Annotated in this window: 13 protein-coding genes; 10 read left to right on the forward strand and 3 right to left on the reverse strand. The window is 56.3% G+C overall.

Annotated features, from left to right (window positions below; genetic code table 11):
* The first annotated feature begins 9 nt into the window (after positions 1 to 9).
* Together AC3B5A_RS05480 and AC3B5A_RS05485 are read left to right on the forward strand one after the other, a co-directional pair.
* Positions 10 to 474, forward strand: coding sequence for a hypothetical protein (locus AC3B5A_RS05480; RefSeq protein ID WP_489799461.1), 465 nt, complete (start codon positions 10 to 12; stop codon positions 472 to 474).
* A gap of 469 nt (positions 475 to 943) precedes the next feature.
* Complete coding sequence (locus tag AC3B5A_RS05485) at positions 944 to 2,338, forward strand: NCS2 family permease (RefSeq protein ID WP_489799591.1); 1,395 nt, start codon at positions 944 to 946, stop codon at positions 2,336 to 2,338.
* 307 nt (positions 2,339 to 2,645) lie between these two features.
* Here the strand turns inward: AC3B5A_RS05485 and AC3B5A_RS05490 are convergent, their stop codons facing one another.
* Positions 2,646 to 3,047, reverse strand: coding sequence for a hypothetical protein (locus AC3B5A_RS05490; RefSeq protein ID WP_489799463.1), 402 nt, complete (start codon positions 3,045 to 3,047; stop codon positions 2,646 to 2,648).
* Between the two features lie 1,734 nt (positions 3,048 to 4,781).
* On the opposite strand from AC3B5A_RS05490, the gene rplJ reads away from it, so the two are divergent.
* The 5 genes from rplJ to AC3B5A_RS05515 all read left to right on the forward strand — a co-directional run bounded on the left by rplJ (position 4,782) and on the right by AC3B5A_RS05515 (position 11,451).
* Positions 4,782 to 5,303 (forward strand): 50S ribosomal protein L10, encoded by a 522-nt coding sequence (rplJ, locus tag AC3B5A_RS05495; RefSeq protein WP_489760943.1) that lies wholly within the window; start codon positions 4,782 to 4,784, stop codon positions 5,301 to 5,303.
* Positions 5,304 to 5,407: 104 nt separating this feature from the next.
* The gene (gene rplL, locus AC3B5A_RS05500) at positions 5,408 to 5,788 is read left to right on the forward strand and encodes a 50S ribosomal protein L7/L12 (protein WP_489760944.1); all 381 of its coding nucleotides are present in this window, start codon (positions 5,408 to 5,410) and stop codon (positions 5,786 to 5,788) included.
* 142 nt (positions 5,789 to 5,930) lie between these two features.
* Positions 5,931 to 7,640, forward strand: coding sequence for a variant leucine-rich repeat-containing protein (locus AC3B5A_RS05505; RefSeq protein ID WP_489799465.1), 1,710 nt, complete (start codon positions 5,931 to 5,933; stop codon positions 7,638 to 7,640).
* Positions 7,637 to 11,254 carry a helicase gene (locus tag AC3B5A_RS05510; RefSeq protein ID WP_489799467.1) on the forward strand — a complete coding sequence of 1,206 codons (3,618 nt, stop codon included), beginning with the start codon at positions 7,637 to 7,639 and terminating at the stop codon, positions 11,252 to 11,254. Before AC3B5A_RS05505 ends, AC3B5A_RS05510 begins: the two co-directional genes overlap by 4 nt.
* A complete protein-coding gene (locus AC3B5A_RS05515; protein ID WP_489760946.1) occupies positions 11,251 to 11,451 on the forward strand; it encodes a hypothetical protein in 201 nt (66 codons plus the stop codon). The genes AC3B5A_RS05510 and AC3B5A_RS05515 overlap by 4 nt, the downstream gene beginning before the upstream one ends.
* A gap of 95 nt (positions 11,452 to 11,546) precedes the next feature.
* Here the strand turns inward: AC3B5A_RS05515 and AC3B5A_RS05520 are convergent, their stop codons facing one another.
* Positions 11,547 to 12,263 carry an SAF domain-containing protein gene (locus AC3B5A_RS05520; RefSeq protein WP_489799469.1) on the reverse strand — a complete coding sequence of 239 codons (717 nt, stop codon included), beginning with the start codon at positions 12,261 to 12,263 and terminating at the stop codon, positions 11,547 to 11,549.
* A gap of 200 nt (positions 12,264 to 12,463) precedes the next feature.
* Entirely contained in the window at positions 12,464 to 12,664 is a 201-nt protein-coding gene (locus AC3B5A_RS05525) for an FmdB family zinc ribbon protein (RefSeq protein ID WP_489799471.1), read from the reverse strand.
* Positions 12,665 to 12,833: 169 nt separating this feature from the next.
* Between AC3B5A_RS05525 and AC3B5A_RS05530 the strand changes: the two genes are divergently transcribed.
* From AC3B5A_RS05530 to AC3B5A_RS05540, 3 genes are all read left to right on the forward strand, one after another.
* Positions 12,834 to 14,375, forward strand: coding sequence for a hypothetical protein (locus AC3B5A_RS05530; protein ID WP_489799473.1), 1,542 nt, complete (start codon positions 12,834 to 12,836; stop codon positions 14,373 to 14,375).
* 139 nt (positions 14,376 to 14,514) lie between these two features.
* The gene (gene groES, locus AC3B5A_RS05535; protein WP_489799475.1) at positions 14,515 to 14,808 is read left to right on the forward strand and encodes a co-chaperone GroES; all 294 of its coding nucleotides are present in this window, start codon (positions 14,515 to 14,517) and stop codon (positions 14,806 to 14,808) included.
* A gap of 188 nt (positions 14,809 to 14,996) precedes the next feature.
* Entirely contained in the window at positions 14,997 to 16,088 is a 1,092-nt protein-coding gene (locus tag AC3B5A_RS05540) for a histidinol-phosphate transaminase (RefSeq protein ID WP_489799477.1), read from the forward strand.
* Positions 16,089 to 16,122: the final 34 nt, after the last annotated feature.

Genomic DNA, 16,122 nt, shown 5'->3' on the forward strand with positions numbered 1-16,122 from the left:
GATTTGCATATGGGTAAGCGTGAGCAGCGCTTGCGATATGTCAAGAGATTGGCCGTTGCGGTAGTCAGCGTGATGGTGGTGTATGTGCTGTGTTGGATTGCTGCGGCGCGTCAGTTTGAGGCTGCGTCGCAACGATATGAGCACAATCAGATTGCGCTGCGCTACTCACAGAATGTGTTGGTAGGGGTTAATCTGCAGTTGGAGCGGCTTCCGCAGGCAGTACGTGATCAGGTCGATCCAGGGGAGCCATATTCGACCATTGATCCGAAGACGGGGAAATCAATTTGGCACAAGCCTCCGGCTGATGTGTCGTGGGCTGTGTGGACTCTGTATATAGACGCGTATAGAGCTAACCGAGATGCACAAGAAGATGAGGCGGCCCGCTGCAATACAGAGCGTACGCTGTCGGTCATGGATGAGATGGACCGTGTTCAAACTATTGTGGAAGAACGTGCGCACGAGGCGCAGGACTGAGTCCCCATGTGCTTCATGAAGCTTTATGCTCTGAAGTGCTGAAAGTGCGATTGCTGTTTCGGTGAGATGTGGCGCACTGTATCGTGCGGTCGGGCAAGCTGCATCTGGCAAGTCGTATCTGGCAAGCTGCATCTGGCAACCCAATGCCGGTATTGCACGGTGCATGGTGGTATTTGTAATTCCCAGTATCGTAATAGGCGTTTCCTCGGGCGTTTTGTGAAGTGCGTCATGGTAGGATGAGCGTATCCGCTGTTGGCGGGAACTGGCTTGGTTGTGTTGGCAGCTGGGTGTTGGTGCCCGCTGGTTTCGGACGAGTCGCAGCAACCTCTGCACGACTCCGGCCAATCCCAAGTTTCCCTGTCGCACTTCAATGCTTGAACTGGCGTTGCCGGCTCAGGGGTTGATTTTCAGTGTTTGGTGAGGTCTTCCTGGGTGTGCCGGTCGTGCACAAACCAAGGAAAAGAGCATGATGGACAAGTTCTTCCATCTCAAGGAAAACAATACCAAAGTATCCACTGAAGTAGCCGCAGGTATCACCACATTCTTCGCGATGAGTTACATCGTCGTCGTCAATCCCCAGATTCTCAGCCAAACCGGTATGCCCTGGGGCGGGGTATTCCTCGCAACCATCATCGCCTCAATCGTAGGCACGCTTATCATGGGCTTGTTCGCCAATGTGCCGTACGCCCAATCAGCCAGCATGGGTCTTAACTCTTTCTTCACCTACACGGTCTGCTTCGGTCTGGGCTTCACTTGGCAGGAGACGCTGTGCATGGTCTTTCTGTGCGGTCTGATCAACATCGTCATCACCGTCACCTCCATCCGTAAGCTCGTTATCGCCAGTATTCCCGAATCCTTGCAGCATGCCATCGGCGGCGGTATCGGCCTGTTCATCATGTACGTCGGTTTCCTTAACGTCGGTTTCATCAACTTCACCCCCAAAGATGCCAAAGAGGCCGGCACTGGTGTCGCCACCGCTGCAACTCCTGGTCTGGCAGTACTCAACAAGCCCGAATTGTGGGTCTTCCTCATCGGTCTGGTACTCGCCATCGTGCTCACCGTCCTCAACGTACGTGGCGGTCTGCTTATTGCCATCGTCGTAGCTGCCATCGTCGGTATCCCGTTCGGCATCACCACCATGTCCAGCTCCATGTCGGTCGGTCAGACCTTCTCTCAACTGCCTCAGACCTTCGGTGCCATTTTCAGTCCGCAAGGCTTCCCGGCACTGTTCTCCAACGTTTCACGACTTCCGCTCGTACTCATCACCATTTTCGCCTTCTCTATGTCCGACACGTTCGACACCATCGGCACGCTTGTTGGCACCGGCCGTCACACCGGAATCTTCAGCGATGAAGACATCAAGAACATGAGCAGTGGCAAGGGCTTCAGCTCCAAGATGGACAAGACGCTCTTCGCCGACTCCATCGCCACGTCGATCGGCTCGGTCTTCGGCACCTCCAACATCAGTACCTATGTGGAGTCGTCTGCTGGTATCGCCGCCGGCGGTCGTACCGGTCTGACTTCGGTGGTGGTGTCCCTGTGCTTTGCGGTCACCATTTTCCTCTCGCCGTTGGTCTCCGCCATCCCGTCTGCAGCTACTGCCGGCGTGCTGGTTGTCGTTGGTGCCATGATGGCCTCCAGTCTGAAAGAAATCGACTGGGGCGACATTGCCGAAGCCATTCCTGCCCTCTTTGCCTCGGTGTTCATGGCGCTGTCGTATTCCATCTCCAACGGTATTGCCGCAGGCTTCATTATGTACTGCCTGGTCAAGGTGAGCAAGCGCAAAGCCAAGGAGATTCACCCCGTCATGTGGGTGGTTGTCGCACTCTTCATCGTCGATTTTGCCTTGCAAGCGGTGTTGTAACTGCGCTTTGCTGTGCAAGTCGTGTTATGGTTGGTGACTTGGCTTTGCAAGTCGTGTTATGACCAGCAGCTTTGTTGTACAAGCCGTGTTATAACCGTGAGTCTTGCCTGCGATGCCGTTGCATGATTCCATCGGCACCGCAATGTGACTCCTACAATCGTTCCCAACCTCCCGCTATCCCATCTTTAGCAACAGAACCGTCGTTGACTTTCGATTAGCGTCGGTTTTATTGCGTACGGTCTCGGGTGCGCGTCATTTCCGTCGCTGACAAGTTCGCAGCGACGGAAATGACGCGTTGCTATAACCCTCAGTTCGATGCAAAGTCGGTGCGGGGTATGCCGGCATTGATCAGTTTCCGTGCCATTGGCTGTTTTCGTATCATTTCGCGAAAGTTGATTCGTATGAGACGGTCGATGCCGTCCTGATGCAACGCCATTTCACGATTGCGTTCATCGTGCACGGTTTCTGAGATTGACCTGCCGCCGGTCATGGCAGGATCGGCATATTTTTGCTCGCCGTCGAACTCCACTGCGACAGTTGACCCATCGATGGCGGTAAATTCGAAGTCTACGCGTAGAGGACTGCGCGGATTGTTTGGGTTTCGGTGCGGTACCTGCAGTCGTGGGATGGGGAATCCGAGCTCGAGCATGGTGGCGCGGCACATCGACTCTCCGCCGTTTTCGCTGAGCGGATTTGCGTATGTGACCATGCGTAACAACCGTTTCAAGTGCCGTGAGCGCATAGGCAGGTTTAGTGAGCCAATATTCTTTTCGAGTTCTGAACGTTGTATCAGGCCGCTGCGCAGTGCGGAATCTACGAGGGGAAGTACGTCTGTGAGAGGGTATCGACTACCGCAGCTGATGAGGGTGTGCGCCACGCAGGTCACCGGCAAAGAATCGTATCGTGAGTCGCATGGCGTGTTCATGTAGATGTGCCGCAAGTGTGATTGTGCTCGTTCGCCATGTTGCCCACGGTGCTGAACGATATGTATGTTGCATGCTTGGTTGAGTCGATGATTGATCCACAATCCATAGATCGATGCTGCGGTTAGATCGGTGAAGACCCACTGCTGGTGTATTTGCGCTACTGCTCGAGCGATCCACAGCGTGCGTTCGCCGGTGGACAATGCATCCCATATTTCTGGTTCGATGAATGTTGCGGGGTAAGGGCTCACTAGTTCCCCGCACTGTCTGCGACGTTGCATAGCGCGTGCCATATGGCTGTTCGGAGCGGTCGCGCAGCGTTGTGCGCGGTGCGCTTGGTTCATGAGCGCGCAGAGTTCAGGATGACGTTTCATGCTCATACAGTATGCGATTGTCGCCGTATCGAGGGTGAAAATCAATCAATGTGGACGAATGGTCACCGATTCGACACGCCGGTGTGCTGCGACTCGTTCCGCTGTGCTGAGACGTGTTTCCAACGCGCTGCGTCTTGTTTTCGCCCGCGGCTTGTCAGTGATGTTTTTGTTGCGTGGTGTAGCGACTTTGCGTTGTTTCCGTCTCTGCGAGCTTGTCAGTGACGTTTTTGTTGCGTTGGATGGTGGTGTCGCGTTGTTTCCGTCGTTGATGAGCGGTGAGCGACGGTTTTGCTGCGGCAGGCTTTGCGTATGCATCATTTACGTCGATGATATCTTCTGAGTGGCATGTTGCGTGGGATGGTGACGCCGCATCGTCTCAGGGGTCATGCTTGGCGAGTGTTGTTGTTACGTGGAGTAATGGCATTGCGGCATTGACGTTGCTGCGAGCTTGTCAGTGACGTTTTTGTTGCGTTGGATGGTGGTGTCGCGTTGTTTCCGTCGTTGATGGGTTGTGAGCGACGTTTTTGTTGCGTTGGATGGTGGTGTCGCGTCGTTTCCGTCGCTGGCGGGTTGTGAGCGACGTTTTTGCTGCGTGATGTGGAGCGTTGGATATTGAGCGCTGGACGTTGTATTGCGGTTGAGTGTTGCGCAGGTGTGGAGCACCGGACATGAGCATTGGACGTTGTATTGCGTCGGATGTTGTGTTGCGTTAGACGTTGCGCTGTGCTGCTTTAGGACGTTGGCTTGAGCATTGGCATTGAGTGGTTGAATTGCCTTGAACGTGACGTTGCATATTTGGCCGCGTCCTGCCATACTGCGACTTACCGCGTCATACTCGACAGAACACGTCATACTGTGCCAGATCACACCCAATCACGCCAGATCACGACATGCTGCACTGCTTTGGAGAGATGGAAAGTCCTCGGCTTAGCATACAGTGAACATTCGTAAACCACAGACTGTTGGTTAGGAGCGTAAGCTCCTCGAAGTTCGGTTCGCCGAGCCAGCATAGGTTGCGCAAGTAAGAAGCCCCGCATGGGGTCGGCCTCGGCCGTTTGTTTGCTCTGCCTATGTGCAGGGCTTTTTTATTGCTCTGATGGCGAGGTTCGGACTTCCCGGTCAACGGTCGACTTAGGAAGGAACGCCATGAAAAGGCCCGAAAAGGAAGAGGTGATTGCGCAGCTGACGGACAAGTTCCGCGAGGCTGATGCCGTCTACCTTACCGAGTACCGCGGGCTTACCGTTCCGCAGATTTCCGATCTGCGCGAAAAGCTAGGCCGCGATACTTCCTACGCCGTGGCAAAGAACACTCTGGCACGCATTGCTGCTAAAGAGGCTGGCTACGAGGGCTTCGATGAAGTTCTCTCCGGTCCCTCCGCTATCACCTTTGTAAAGGGTGACTATGTGGAAGCCGCAAAGGTGCTGCGTGACTTTGCCAAGGACAACAAAGCACTCGTCATCAAGGGTGGTTTCGCAGACGGAACCATGTACGATGCCGAAGGCTTCAAGCAGCTCGCTGATCTCGAATCTCGCGAGACGCTGCTCGCCAAGATGGCTGGCGCGCTCAAGGGCACTATGTCCAAGGCCGCTCGCACGTTCAACGCACTGCCTACCAAGACTGTGCGTACGATCGACGCTTTGCGCGAGAAGCAAGAAAAGGCCGCCTGATTCGTTCCGGCTTAGCGCCGGTGCATCAACGGTTCTACATAATAAGAATTTTGGCTTGGGGTTACTAATTCACACCCGCAGGCCGTTACAGAAAGGAAGCCATCATGGCTAAGCTCTCAAGCGATGAGCTCTTGGACGCGTTCAAGGAAATGACCCTCGTTGAGCTCTCTGACTTCGTCAAGAAGTTCGAGGAAGAATTCGACGTCGAGGCTGCTGCCCCCGTCGCCGCTGTTGCTGCCGCTCCGGCCGCCGGCGGTGCCGCTGAGGAAGAGAAGGACGAGTTCGACGTCGTTCTCACCGCTGCTGGTGACAAGAAGATCCAGGTCATCAAGGCTGTCAAGGCCATCACCAACCTCGGCCTGGCCGAGGCCAAGGCTCTCGTCGACTCGGCTCCTAAGGCCGTGCTCGAAGGCGCCAAGAAGGACGACGCCGAGAAGGCCAAGTCCCAGATCGAAGAGGCCGGCGGCACCGTCGAGCTCAAGTAGTTCTGAAGGGCACACTTCGGTGTGTCCTTGGCTATTTTCTGCAAAAACCCACCAACGGTTTTCCCCGTTCGGTGGGTTTTGTTTATTTCTGCGGGTATCGTATAGGTTAAGCATGCTTTTGACAAAAGAAAGGTGGATCGAGGTGGCAGAACAACGAGCTGCGCAATGTTGGATCATCAAGGTCAACGGAGCGGAACAGGTTTGCGTCAACGCCGGCGAGGACGTGGAAATAGGACGACGTCCGCTCAGGCCGCTGCCTGAGGACGGGCATAAGAGGCTTGAAATCGAAGACAAGACTCGATCCATGTCGAAGCGTCACGCGGTGTTTGCCGTGGCGCAGGACGGTAGCGCCGAACTGACTGATATGAAGTCCACGAACGGCTCGTACCGGGTCAATGAGTCCGGCAATCTGGAACCGGTGAAGCCGGGGGTGGCGTTCTCGCTGCCGTCGTCTTCCGAGCGTTTCCAGTTCGGTGATGTTCCGGTCGATTTCGATCGCACGGACAAGCCTGAAGGAGAGGACGGCCCCACGAAGGTGGCTGACCTCTTCAACAACGCCTCTTTGACGGCAAAGCAGGAGCCAGACATGTCTGACATGTCGGTTGACGATATTCTCAACTTGCGTGCCGGTGAGCCTACGCGTGCGTTCAACGCGAGCGAGGTTGCCAAGCGTTTGAAGCAGAACGCGAAGGCACAGGCCAAAGCAAATGAGGAAGCCGACCAGGCTGACCAGGCTTTGGCTGCGGCCGCTGCGAAGAAGATTGACACGGTCGAGGGGATTTCCGTCAATGTGACGGCTCCTGGTGCCGCGCAGAATGGTGAGCGTGACTTGTTCCGTGATGCCATGGCGGCTGCAAGTTCCGATGAGCTGAGGGTTACTTCCACCGGGTCGAATGTGCAGAGCGTAAGCGAACATGCTTCTGCACCGGAGCAGACGCAGAGTGCCAGTGCACAGTCGGTGGAGCATCATCCTCGTCACCAGCGCGCCGAGCAGCAGACAGAGGAGTCTGTGAGCCAGCAGCAGGGTGCAGCACAGCCGACAGACGGGCAGACAATTGCTGCCGATGTCAAGGCTCAGCAGCCCTCCTCCGAGCAGCCGCAGACTGCAGTGCAGAACAGCAACACCCAGCAGCAGGCTGCAGCGTCTCAGGAGCAGTCCCAGCCGGTGCAGGTATCTCGTGGTCCAAAGGAGGAGGACTCTCACAATCCTCCCACCCAGCAGATCAAACGCGTTGATGCGCCGGAGCAGGCACAGAACTCGGCAGTTGCAGCCTCTGCGGCTCAGACGGCAGGTCAGAGTGCCCAGGCAAAGCCTGAGACCAAGAAGCACGAGTCTGCTGAGGAATCTCGTCCGCAGCCCAAGTTTGATTGGTCGGAATCAGATGATTTCCCCGAAGTGAAGCAGTCTGTCGCAACGCGTCCTTCTACCCGCCGTCCGGCAGCACAGCAGGCTGCCGCAGCGGCTCAGCCGGCGCAGACAGCCGGCAAGCAGGATTCCGGCGCCTCCTCGCCGGTTGCAGCCGAAGCACAGCAGGGTGAGGCTACTGCGGTGTTCGAGCCGGGCTCCATCTTTGACAAGGTGCATAAGGGCGAGTTTGATAAGGCGGCACAGGTCATCGAGGTCAACGGGCTGACGTCCGAGGATGCCAAGAAGACCACGGACTATGCCATCCAGTTCGAAATGGCCAAGCATCAGCCCCTGCTGCCGTTCTTGGCTATGAACCCCTCGTTGTATGACGACCTGTATGTGTGGCTTGAGTCTCAGGCCAACCAAGAGATTGACGCTTCGCTGTCCCGTAACCCCGGGTATGCCAAGTACCGTGAGTCAGTTGGGGGAGGATTCGCAGGATGAGCGAAGCAACGCAGGCTGGGTCGCAACTGAACAGACTGCGCGAATGGCGTGATGACTACCGCAGCGGGCTTGCCCCGTCTGCGTTGCAGAACATCGGGCAGCTTTCCGCGCAGTTGGACATGACGCATGCCCATCCCTCGGGGATTGCGCAGTTGTTCGCAAGCGGTCATGCCAAACTCGACTCCATGTTTCGTGATGCCGGCATGCTCCGTGCAGCCGGCCGTCAGCTGGAGCGTGTCTTTGCCGATCAGGAGGCGAAGGCACGGACTCAAGGCGTTGCCGATCTCTCTCTTGTAGTGGGTGTGGCGAAATGGAAAGGCAATGCCGTTCCAGTGCTGCTGTACCCGGTTGAGGTGGATTGCGATGCTGAGGGCCGCGAGGGCGATTCCGTGATTCGCTTTACCGGCAGTGTGCAGCTCAATCCTGCGTTTTCGACGCTGATGCGAGATCAGCGTATTGATTTGAATGAGGCCGAACTGTTCGACGAGAGACGCTACGAAGGTGGCTCCCCCGACACATCGGCCGTATTTGAGGCCATCAGCGATAAAGCCGCTACGGTGTTCGCAGAGTTTGACATTGAGCGTGACATTGTGCTGGGTTGCTTTATGGATCCGGCCATGCAGATGTTCTCGGAATCTCAGCGCATCATTGATGAGTTGGAAGACGGGCCAACCGGCAACGTGGTACTCGATGCCATCGCCGGAGACGAACAGTCCGCGGCGGAGCTTGACGAGGAGCTGCCCCCATACAGCCCGTTCGATAACGATCCTCACAACGAATATGAGGTCGGCGATGTCGATAACGTGGTGCGATATGCGGCGAATTTGGCTGGGACTGGGCATTCGCTGTTCGTCAACACCGGTATAGGTAACGATACTGCTCTTGATGCGGTGACCATCGCCTCGCGTTGTGTGGCAGCCAGCCGCTCCGTGCTGTACGTGCCGTGCGTGGACGAGCAGAAGCGTCGGTTCGTGCGTGCCGCGAGCCAGCAGTCCATCAGCCCGTTGGTGCTCGATGTGGCCGGCTCGAATTCGGCGCATAGCCTCGACAAGCGCCTCATCGGTGCGGTGAGTTTTCAGCCAGGCACGGCAACGGCTCACTTTGACCAGCTCGCCGACGAGCTGGTTGGTGTGCGTTCCCGCTTGACCCGTTACCTTGGTGATTTGCACACCCGCAACGAGCGTTGGGGCGTCTCCGCATACGAGACCATTCAGAACTTGGCTGAGATTTCCGCACTGCCTACGCGTCCGGTCACGCAGGTGCGCTTGCCGATAGAGACCGCGCAGAGCATCGCCGACGAACTTCCCAAGTGGTCAGGCAAGCTGCAGCAGGCCGGGGAGTATGGCGAATTCACCGTCAATCCAGAAGATACCGCTTGGTATAACGCCTCGCTCTACACCGAGCGCGATGCGGAAGACGCGTATGAATGCGTCGAGAAGATGTTGGAAAGTCTGCTGCCATCGATGCGCAGTCAGGTCACGTCCATCGTGGAGACCTGCGGATTCCCGGTGCCGAATACCATTGACGAGTGGAATCAGCAGGTTGTCGTGCTGCAGAACTTGCGGCGCGTACTCGATATATTCCAGCCTGAGATTTTTGAGCGCGACATCGACGCGATGATCGAAGCCACGGTTCCCAAAGAGGAGCGTAAGGCACAAGGCTCCGATATGAGCTTCATGGAGCGCAAACGCCTTGAGAAGGAAGCACGCAAGCTTGAGCGCGCCGGTGCGCATGTGGAAGATCTGCATGTGGCGTTGAAGATTGTGGCCAAGCAGGCTGCGGAATGGCGTACACTGTCTCCCCATGGCGGATGGCCAGTGCTGCCTGCCAGGCTTGATGCCATTCAGGAGACACAGGATGTGCTTATGCAGTGCATCACCAAGCTGAATTCGGTTCTCGCCACCACGGCGCAGGGAGCGAATTTGGAATCCGCTGAGCTGGCAAAGCTCGACGGCCGGCTTCGTGTGCTGTATTCCGACCATGAAGCGTTGGAGACGCTGCCGGGGAGAGCAAGCTTGGAGCGTGAGTTCCGCAGTGCAGGTTTCACGGATTTGGTTGAGGATCTGCGCGCTCGTGCGGTGCCGGTCGAGGCAGTCGATGGCGAGCTCCAGCTGGCTTGGTGGACGACGGTGTTCGAGGACATTGTCTCGTCCTCGGAGATTATCTCGAACCAAGACGGTATGGCTTTGGAAAGCGCGGCAGACCGGTTCAACAAGGTGGATCAAGAGCATTTGCGTGCAGTCGGGCCGATGATCGATCAGGAGTCGATGCGGCGCCTGAGCGATATGCTGTTCTCGAACACGCAGGAAGCGAACCAGCTGCATACTGAGTTGGCGAGTGGAACCCGTTTCTCGCTGGAACGTACTCATCGCGCGCATAGCACCATTCTGGCCATGGCCAAGCCGATCATCGTGGCTACGCCTTCCACGCTCGCGGCGTTGAGCGATCCCGAACCGCTGGCTGATGTCGCTATCATCGATGCAGGAGCACATATGCCCTCCATTGCGTTGTTGAGCGCAGTGAGCCGGGCTAAGCAGGTTGTGGTGCTTGCGCATCGTGATACGGTCACTTCTCCGGCGTTGAAGATACTCATCGACATGTTGCCGACTGTTACTGTGGAGCCGCGCCCCATGGGTTGTGATCCGCGTTTGCTGACGTTCTTGACCGATCATGACTACGGCAAAGTCCGGTATGATGTGGCCAGTGCCGACAGGCAGGGCAAGATTCGCCTTCATCAGGTAGAAGCCAATGGTGTACCGGTGTTGGCAACCGGGCTCATTGAGAGCAGCCAGCAGGAGATCGATGAGGTTATTCGCATCATCACCGAGCGTTTCGGCGAATTTACCTCTTCGATTCCGGTCGATTACACGTTAGCTGTGGTAACGCTTACTTCGGTGTTCCGTTCCCGTTTGGGTGTGGAACTGAAATCGTTGGCGGTCAAAGACAAAGCCATGTCCGGTTTCCTGAGACATGTGCGTTTGGTGAGTGTCGATGAAGCGGTCGGAGCCAAAGCTACAGATGTCATCCTTTCGCTGAGTGTGGCTAAAACTGCGCACGGTAGGCTGATGCAGCACTTTGGTACGCTTGAAGGCGTTGGAGGCGACAACAAGCTTCTTGATGCCTTGGCCTTGACCAATCGAGATCTTGATATCGTGGCAGCATTCGGCTCACAAGATATGGAAGCTGAACGTCTCCATCAGTCTGGTCCGCAGCTGCTGAAAGTGATGCTGAGCTGGGCTGAGCAGCTTGATGGTGCTCCGGTTCGACCTGCGGTCAAGTCGCGCGCTGGTAATGTGATTTTCAACGATTTGGCTTCTCGTCTCCGTGTCAAGGGCTTTGATGTCGCTGTCGATTATGGTTTCGACGACGGCATCCGCATTCCTTTGGTGGCAGGCAAACATGGCGAATCGTTCTCTGTTGCAGTGCTTGCCGACGACGAGGAGTTCATGAGTATGAGTTCTGTGCGTCGCCAGCATCGCTTGCTACGCCAGGATTTGGAACTGCTTGGTTGGTCGGTGATAACCGTGTGGGGTGTGGCCGCCTTTGTTAATCCGGACAAAGAGGTTGATCGCATTGCCAGCCATGTCGATGCACTCTTCAAGGATGAGCGTTGACCCGCTACGATCCTGATCGACGCTTGCCGCGTGGCCATCGTCGTACCGTCAAGCCCGGGACTGAGCGCTTCGATGTGGACGGTGTGAAGGTTGAACCGGAAGCGCAGCAAGCGCAGATGCGGCGTATGGCAGATGACGATGCACGCATACTTGGCGAGTTGCCGCCGCACTGGGGAGTGTTCCAAGAACGCATTTGATAGTGTCCGTTCCTGCGCGAGAACCGGATATCCATATGGAGAGGCGTGTAGGAGCGGATGGCAGTTCTCCTGTAGGGCCGGTTCTTGGGCGTTTCTTATTGTGGCGGTTGCTTTTCCGACGGTTGTGACGATGCTGGAACCACCATGATTGCAGATTGCTGCTGTGCGAGAGAGACGGTGGCAGCTTCCTCGGGAGGCAAGGCAAATTCCATCGCAATGCTTTCTCCGGACTGTTTCTGTTTGACTTCGCCGAGCACCAGGGCAGTTTTGGATAGCGTACAGGTGCCGCTGCCGGAAGGATTGCGCGGAACCGCTGCGTCGGGTGTGCCGGGTTGACGGCTTTGCTCGCAGTTGAGGGGTGATATCAGTGTTACCGTATCTCCGGCGATTACGGTCGATGAAGACTGTGTTACTCGCGCCTGTACCGCAGTAAGACCGGTCGGCAGTATTGGAGCTTTGCCTATCATGCTGTTGATGAGAACTGACCCAGCTGTGATATTGGTTTGCGCAATGAGCCCTTCTGCCTGTTCGCTATGGGAGAGTAGCGCGCTGAAAGCGCCATTGGCAGGAATGGTTTGTTCTGAAAAATCACTGGCCGTCAGTTTCTCGCCGCGCTCTATGGCATGTGAGGCAACGAGTGCTGTTTGCGTGCTCTGTGCGCCAGTGATAGCGCTCAGGCTAAAAAAGAGCGTTAATGCCGCAAATATGGCCATGGCAATACCGCGTATGCGCGCGATCCGCCTTCGCTGTGACAGTGAGTACCGTTGATGCGCTTTGCCACTGCGGTGCTGTGTACCGTTAAGAATAGTCATGCGCTCTATTGTGGGGCATGGAGAGTGGATGGCACAGAGAAATCGATCATTGTGGACGAATGGTCGGAGTTATCCACATTCCGGGCGTGTCGCTCTATTTTGTTCACTGAAAGGTGTGGCAATACTGGGGTTATGGCACTAAAAAGCCTCGGCCGTTTGAGGTCCGAGGCTTTGACAACAATGCGCTGTGTGATCGCCGGTCACTCGCCTTCGGAGGATGAACCGCCTTTATCTGTGCGGTAAAACCCGTGCCCCTTGAACTCGATCGGCACAGCGGAATAGACCTTGCGCACCTGTGCTTCACCGCACTTGGGGCACACCTCGATAGGGTCATCTTCAAACGACTGGTGCTCGGTAAAATCGTATCCGCACTGCTTGCAACGGTAATGATAGGTAGGCACGTTTCCTCCACGGTCCAGCATTTTCGGCAAGGGCTGTGAGCCCCTGAAATCTCACTGTTTATATCCTAGTGCCAGGGCGGACGAGCAAGCGATTTTGGGCTGAAGGCGTCGCGCGACACGCACGGAAAATTCTGGGCAAAAAGTCAGGAAGTCTCCTTATTCTTAAAACATGAATTACGAATGGATGAGCAGTTTGGTCGTGCTCGCCATTCTCGCTATCGCTGTTGTCGGATGGTTGCCTAGGCGTACGTTGGACAGCATGAACAAGGTGGTGGAGCATCGGGAGGATAAGTACTCGTCGTCCTTGCATCTTGTGGATGCTAACGCGAGCACGTATTCGTGCGATGAACACCAGTCGGCTCCGGGGGGAATAGGCATGCGCTCTAGAAGTGGTAACGATGCGGGCATCTCTCCGGAGCGTGTCAAACAGATTAGACAAGCCAGGCATAAGGCAACAGTACGTCGCCGTGTTCTTGCGGCGTTCCTGTTCGTCGCTACAGTGGCTGTTTTTGTTGCTTCGCTTTATCTTCCCTTCAGCGCGTTATTCTCGTTAATCCCCGCCGTACTGCTGCTGGTGGTTCTGATACTTGGTGCCAGGGCGTCCAAGAAGGCTCGGCAGTGGGAACACAAGCTTCATGAGCGTACCCGTTCCGTACCGTTAAAGTCGGGTGCTGCCTTGCATCATGAGCTTGGTGCGCGCGATGCGCAGACGCGTAAACGCCCCCAGTCCGCTTCCAGCACCAATACGCAGACAGCTGTTTCGCCATCACATACGGCGCCATCACACACGTCGGCATCGCGTCAGAGCGAGCAGCGTACGCGTCGTCGAGGCGAGAGCGCAACTTCCCAGCCGAAGCAAACAGCACAACAGTCACCGGCAAAGCAGCACTCATCGCAAAGCACTGCTGCTCATAACGGCGCGGTAACTGTCGAATTAAGCAAGCAGAAGAGGGTGCAGAAGCATAGCGCTGTACCGCAGCGTGTTCCTGCCAAAGAGACGGATCGTGCTGCAGCCAAGCCCAAGAGCAGCTCTCGTAAGCAGGATCTTATATCGTTCTCTCTTGGTTCTGCTTCTGCACAGAACGATGAGGTCAAAGCCGCACAGGCTCCACAGAGTCTCGAAATCAAGTCTTCGCGTCAGGTGACCAAGGTCAAGGTTAAGCCGATTGAACCGGTGACGTTGAAGAAGCCGACCGCAGATGAGACTGTACAGGTCCAGGATGCGGCTGCTGCAACAGCTTCTGATGGTGCCCAGCAGCGTACGAGCATGAAGGCTCACGCAGAGAAAACTGTTGCGCCGGAACTTCCTGAGACGAAGTCTGACCGCGCAAACGAGCAGATTCCTGTTTCACAGGCACCACGAGAAATGACAGCGCGTACCCGTCAGCCTGCGCAAGTAGCTTCGGCGGCTCCTCAAGGGCGTGACCGTGTGCACGCAAAGCCAAATACTGAGGCGAAGCGACGCTCACGTCGAGCGGCCAAGTCAGTGCAGCCGTTGTTGCATCTTGATTTTGCGGCCACGCGTCCTGCCGGTCTGGGCAATGTGAACGATCACGTCGCTTCGTTTGCTGACGCAGCCGCGTTCCATGACACTGAGACCAAGGCCGTGGTTGAGCCGCCGGCTGTTTCCTCGGACTCGCTGGGCACCGGATTGCAAGCAATTCTGGGGCGCCGGAATGCCGAGCAAGAGCGTGTTCACTCTCAGCGTTAGCACTCGGTTTGGCAGAGTGCTAATTTTCGCGCTACGATAGACAGGTAAGCGCTATGGGACGGTGCCAAAGTGATCGTCAGCCTCTTCAGCGGTGTCCTTGAGCGTACGATTGATATCTCTTTAGAAAGAGGGACTCACAGTGTCGATTTCACTTACACCGTTGGAAGACAAGATTATCGTCAAGCAGGCTGAGGCCGAGACTCAGACTGCCTCGGGACTGTTCATTCCCGAGAACGCCAAGGAGAAGCCGCAGCAAGGCGAAGTTCTTGCTGTAGGCCCTGGCCGCCGCGACGATAACGGCAACCGCATCCCCGTGGATGTCAAGGTCGGAGACAAGGTGCTGTACTCCAAGTACGGCGGCACCGACGTGAACTACAAGGGTGAGGATTACCTCATCGTCAGCGCTCACGACGTGCTGGCAATCCTTGACTAATTCACAGTTCTGGGTAAACCGACCTTTGGCTTACCTGGGCAGATAAGGTCATGCTTTCAGGGCGTGTGCTGCTAAGCGGGAAACCGCGAGGTGGCGCACGCCCCGATTGGTTTAGTGGGACGGATAAACCTATACAAATCATGTGTACGATTCACATTTTCCGTCTACAGCGTATACAATCGTAAGGTATGAGTTTCAAACATCGCGCGATCATTGATACCATTCCGTCATACAAGCAGGGCAAGCCGGCCGCTCTGGCTACGGGGCGTAAGGCATTTAAGATTTCCAGCAATGAGAATCCCTTCGCACCGCTGCCGTCGGTGAAGGAGGCGCTGCAGCTCGACGCCTTGGGCAGCATCAATCGATATCCGGACATGCACGGCACCGTACTGGTGGAGCGTTTGGTTCAGGAGTACAGGGTGTACGGCATTGAGTCGCGCAACGTAGTGTTGGGATGCGGTTCCACAGAGGTCATCACACAGCTGGTGAATCTGGTGTCCGGTCCCGGAGACGAAGTTATCTTCCCATGGCGCAGCTTTGAAGCGTACCCCATCATCGTAGCTGGCGCTGGTGCGACAGCTGTACCGATTGCGAACCGAGCGGACGGCGGGCACGACATTGACGCCATGATTGCCGCTGTCAATGATCGCACGCGTCTTGTGGTGCTCAATAATCCAAACAATCCCACTGCGGTTTCGCTCAGCGATGCCGAGGCGCGGCGTGTGATGGACGCTGTCCCCAGTGATGTGCTGGTGCTGGTCGATGAGGCGTACCTACAGTTCAACAATGCGGCTGACACCAACGTAGGTATGGATCTGTACCGGGACTACCCGAACGTGGTGGTAGCCCACACGTTCTCCAAAGCCTACGGCCTGGCGGGCTTACGTATCGGTTTTGCTGTGGCTCCCGCAGATGTGGCGGAGGGGATGCGCAAGGTGGCGTTGCCGTTTGGCGTCACGCAGTCTGCTCAGGTGGCCGCTTTGGCATCACTGGATGCAAACGAGGAGCTGATGCGCCGTGTGGAGTTCATCAAGGTGGAACGCAAGCGTGTGGTTACTGCTTTGCGGGCTCAGGGTTGGGAATTCCCGGAGCCCTATGCGAATTTCTTCTGGCTGGAGCTCGGATCCAGGACCGCTGCCGCTGTGCCGAAGTTTGAAGCCGCTGGCCTGTCGGTGCGAGCGTTTGCCGGAGAGGGGATTCGTATCTCCATTGGCGAGCCGGAGGCAAATGATGCGGTGATTGAGGTGTGCGCTCAGCTGAAATCTGAGGGCTTGGCCTGATTTCGACACACTTGCGCGTGTCGCGGGTTGCATG

This window comes from Bifidobacterium sp. ESL1133, assembly GCF_058107325.1.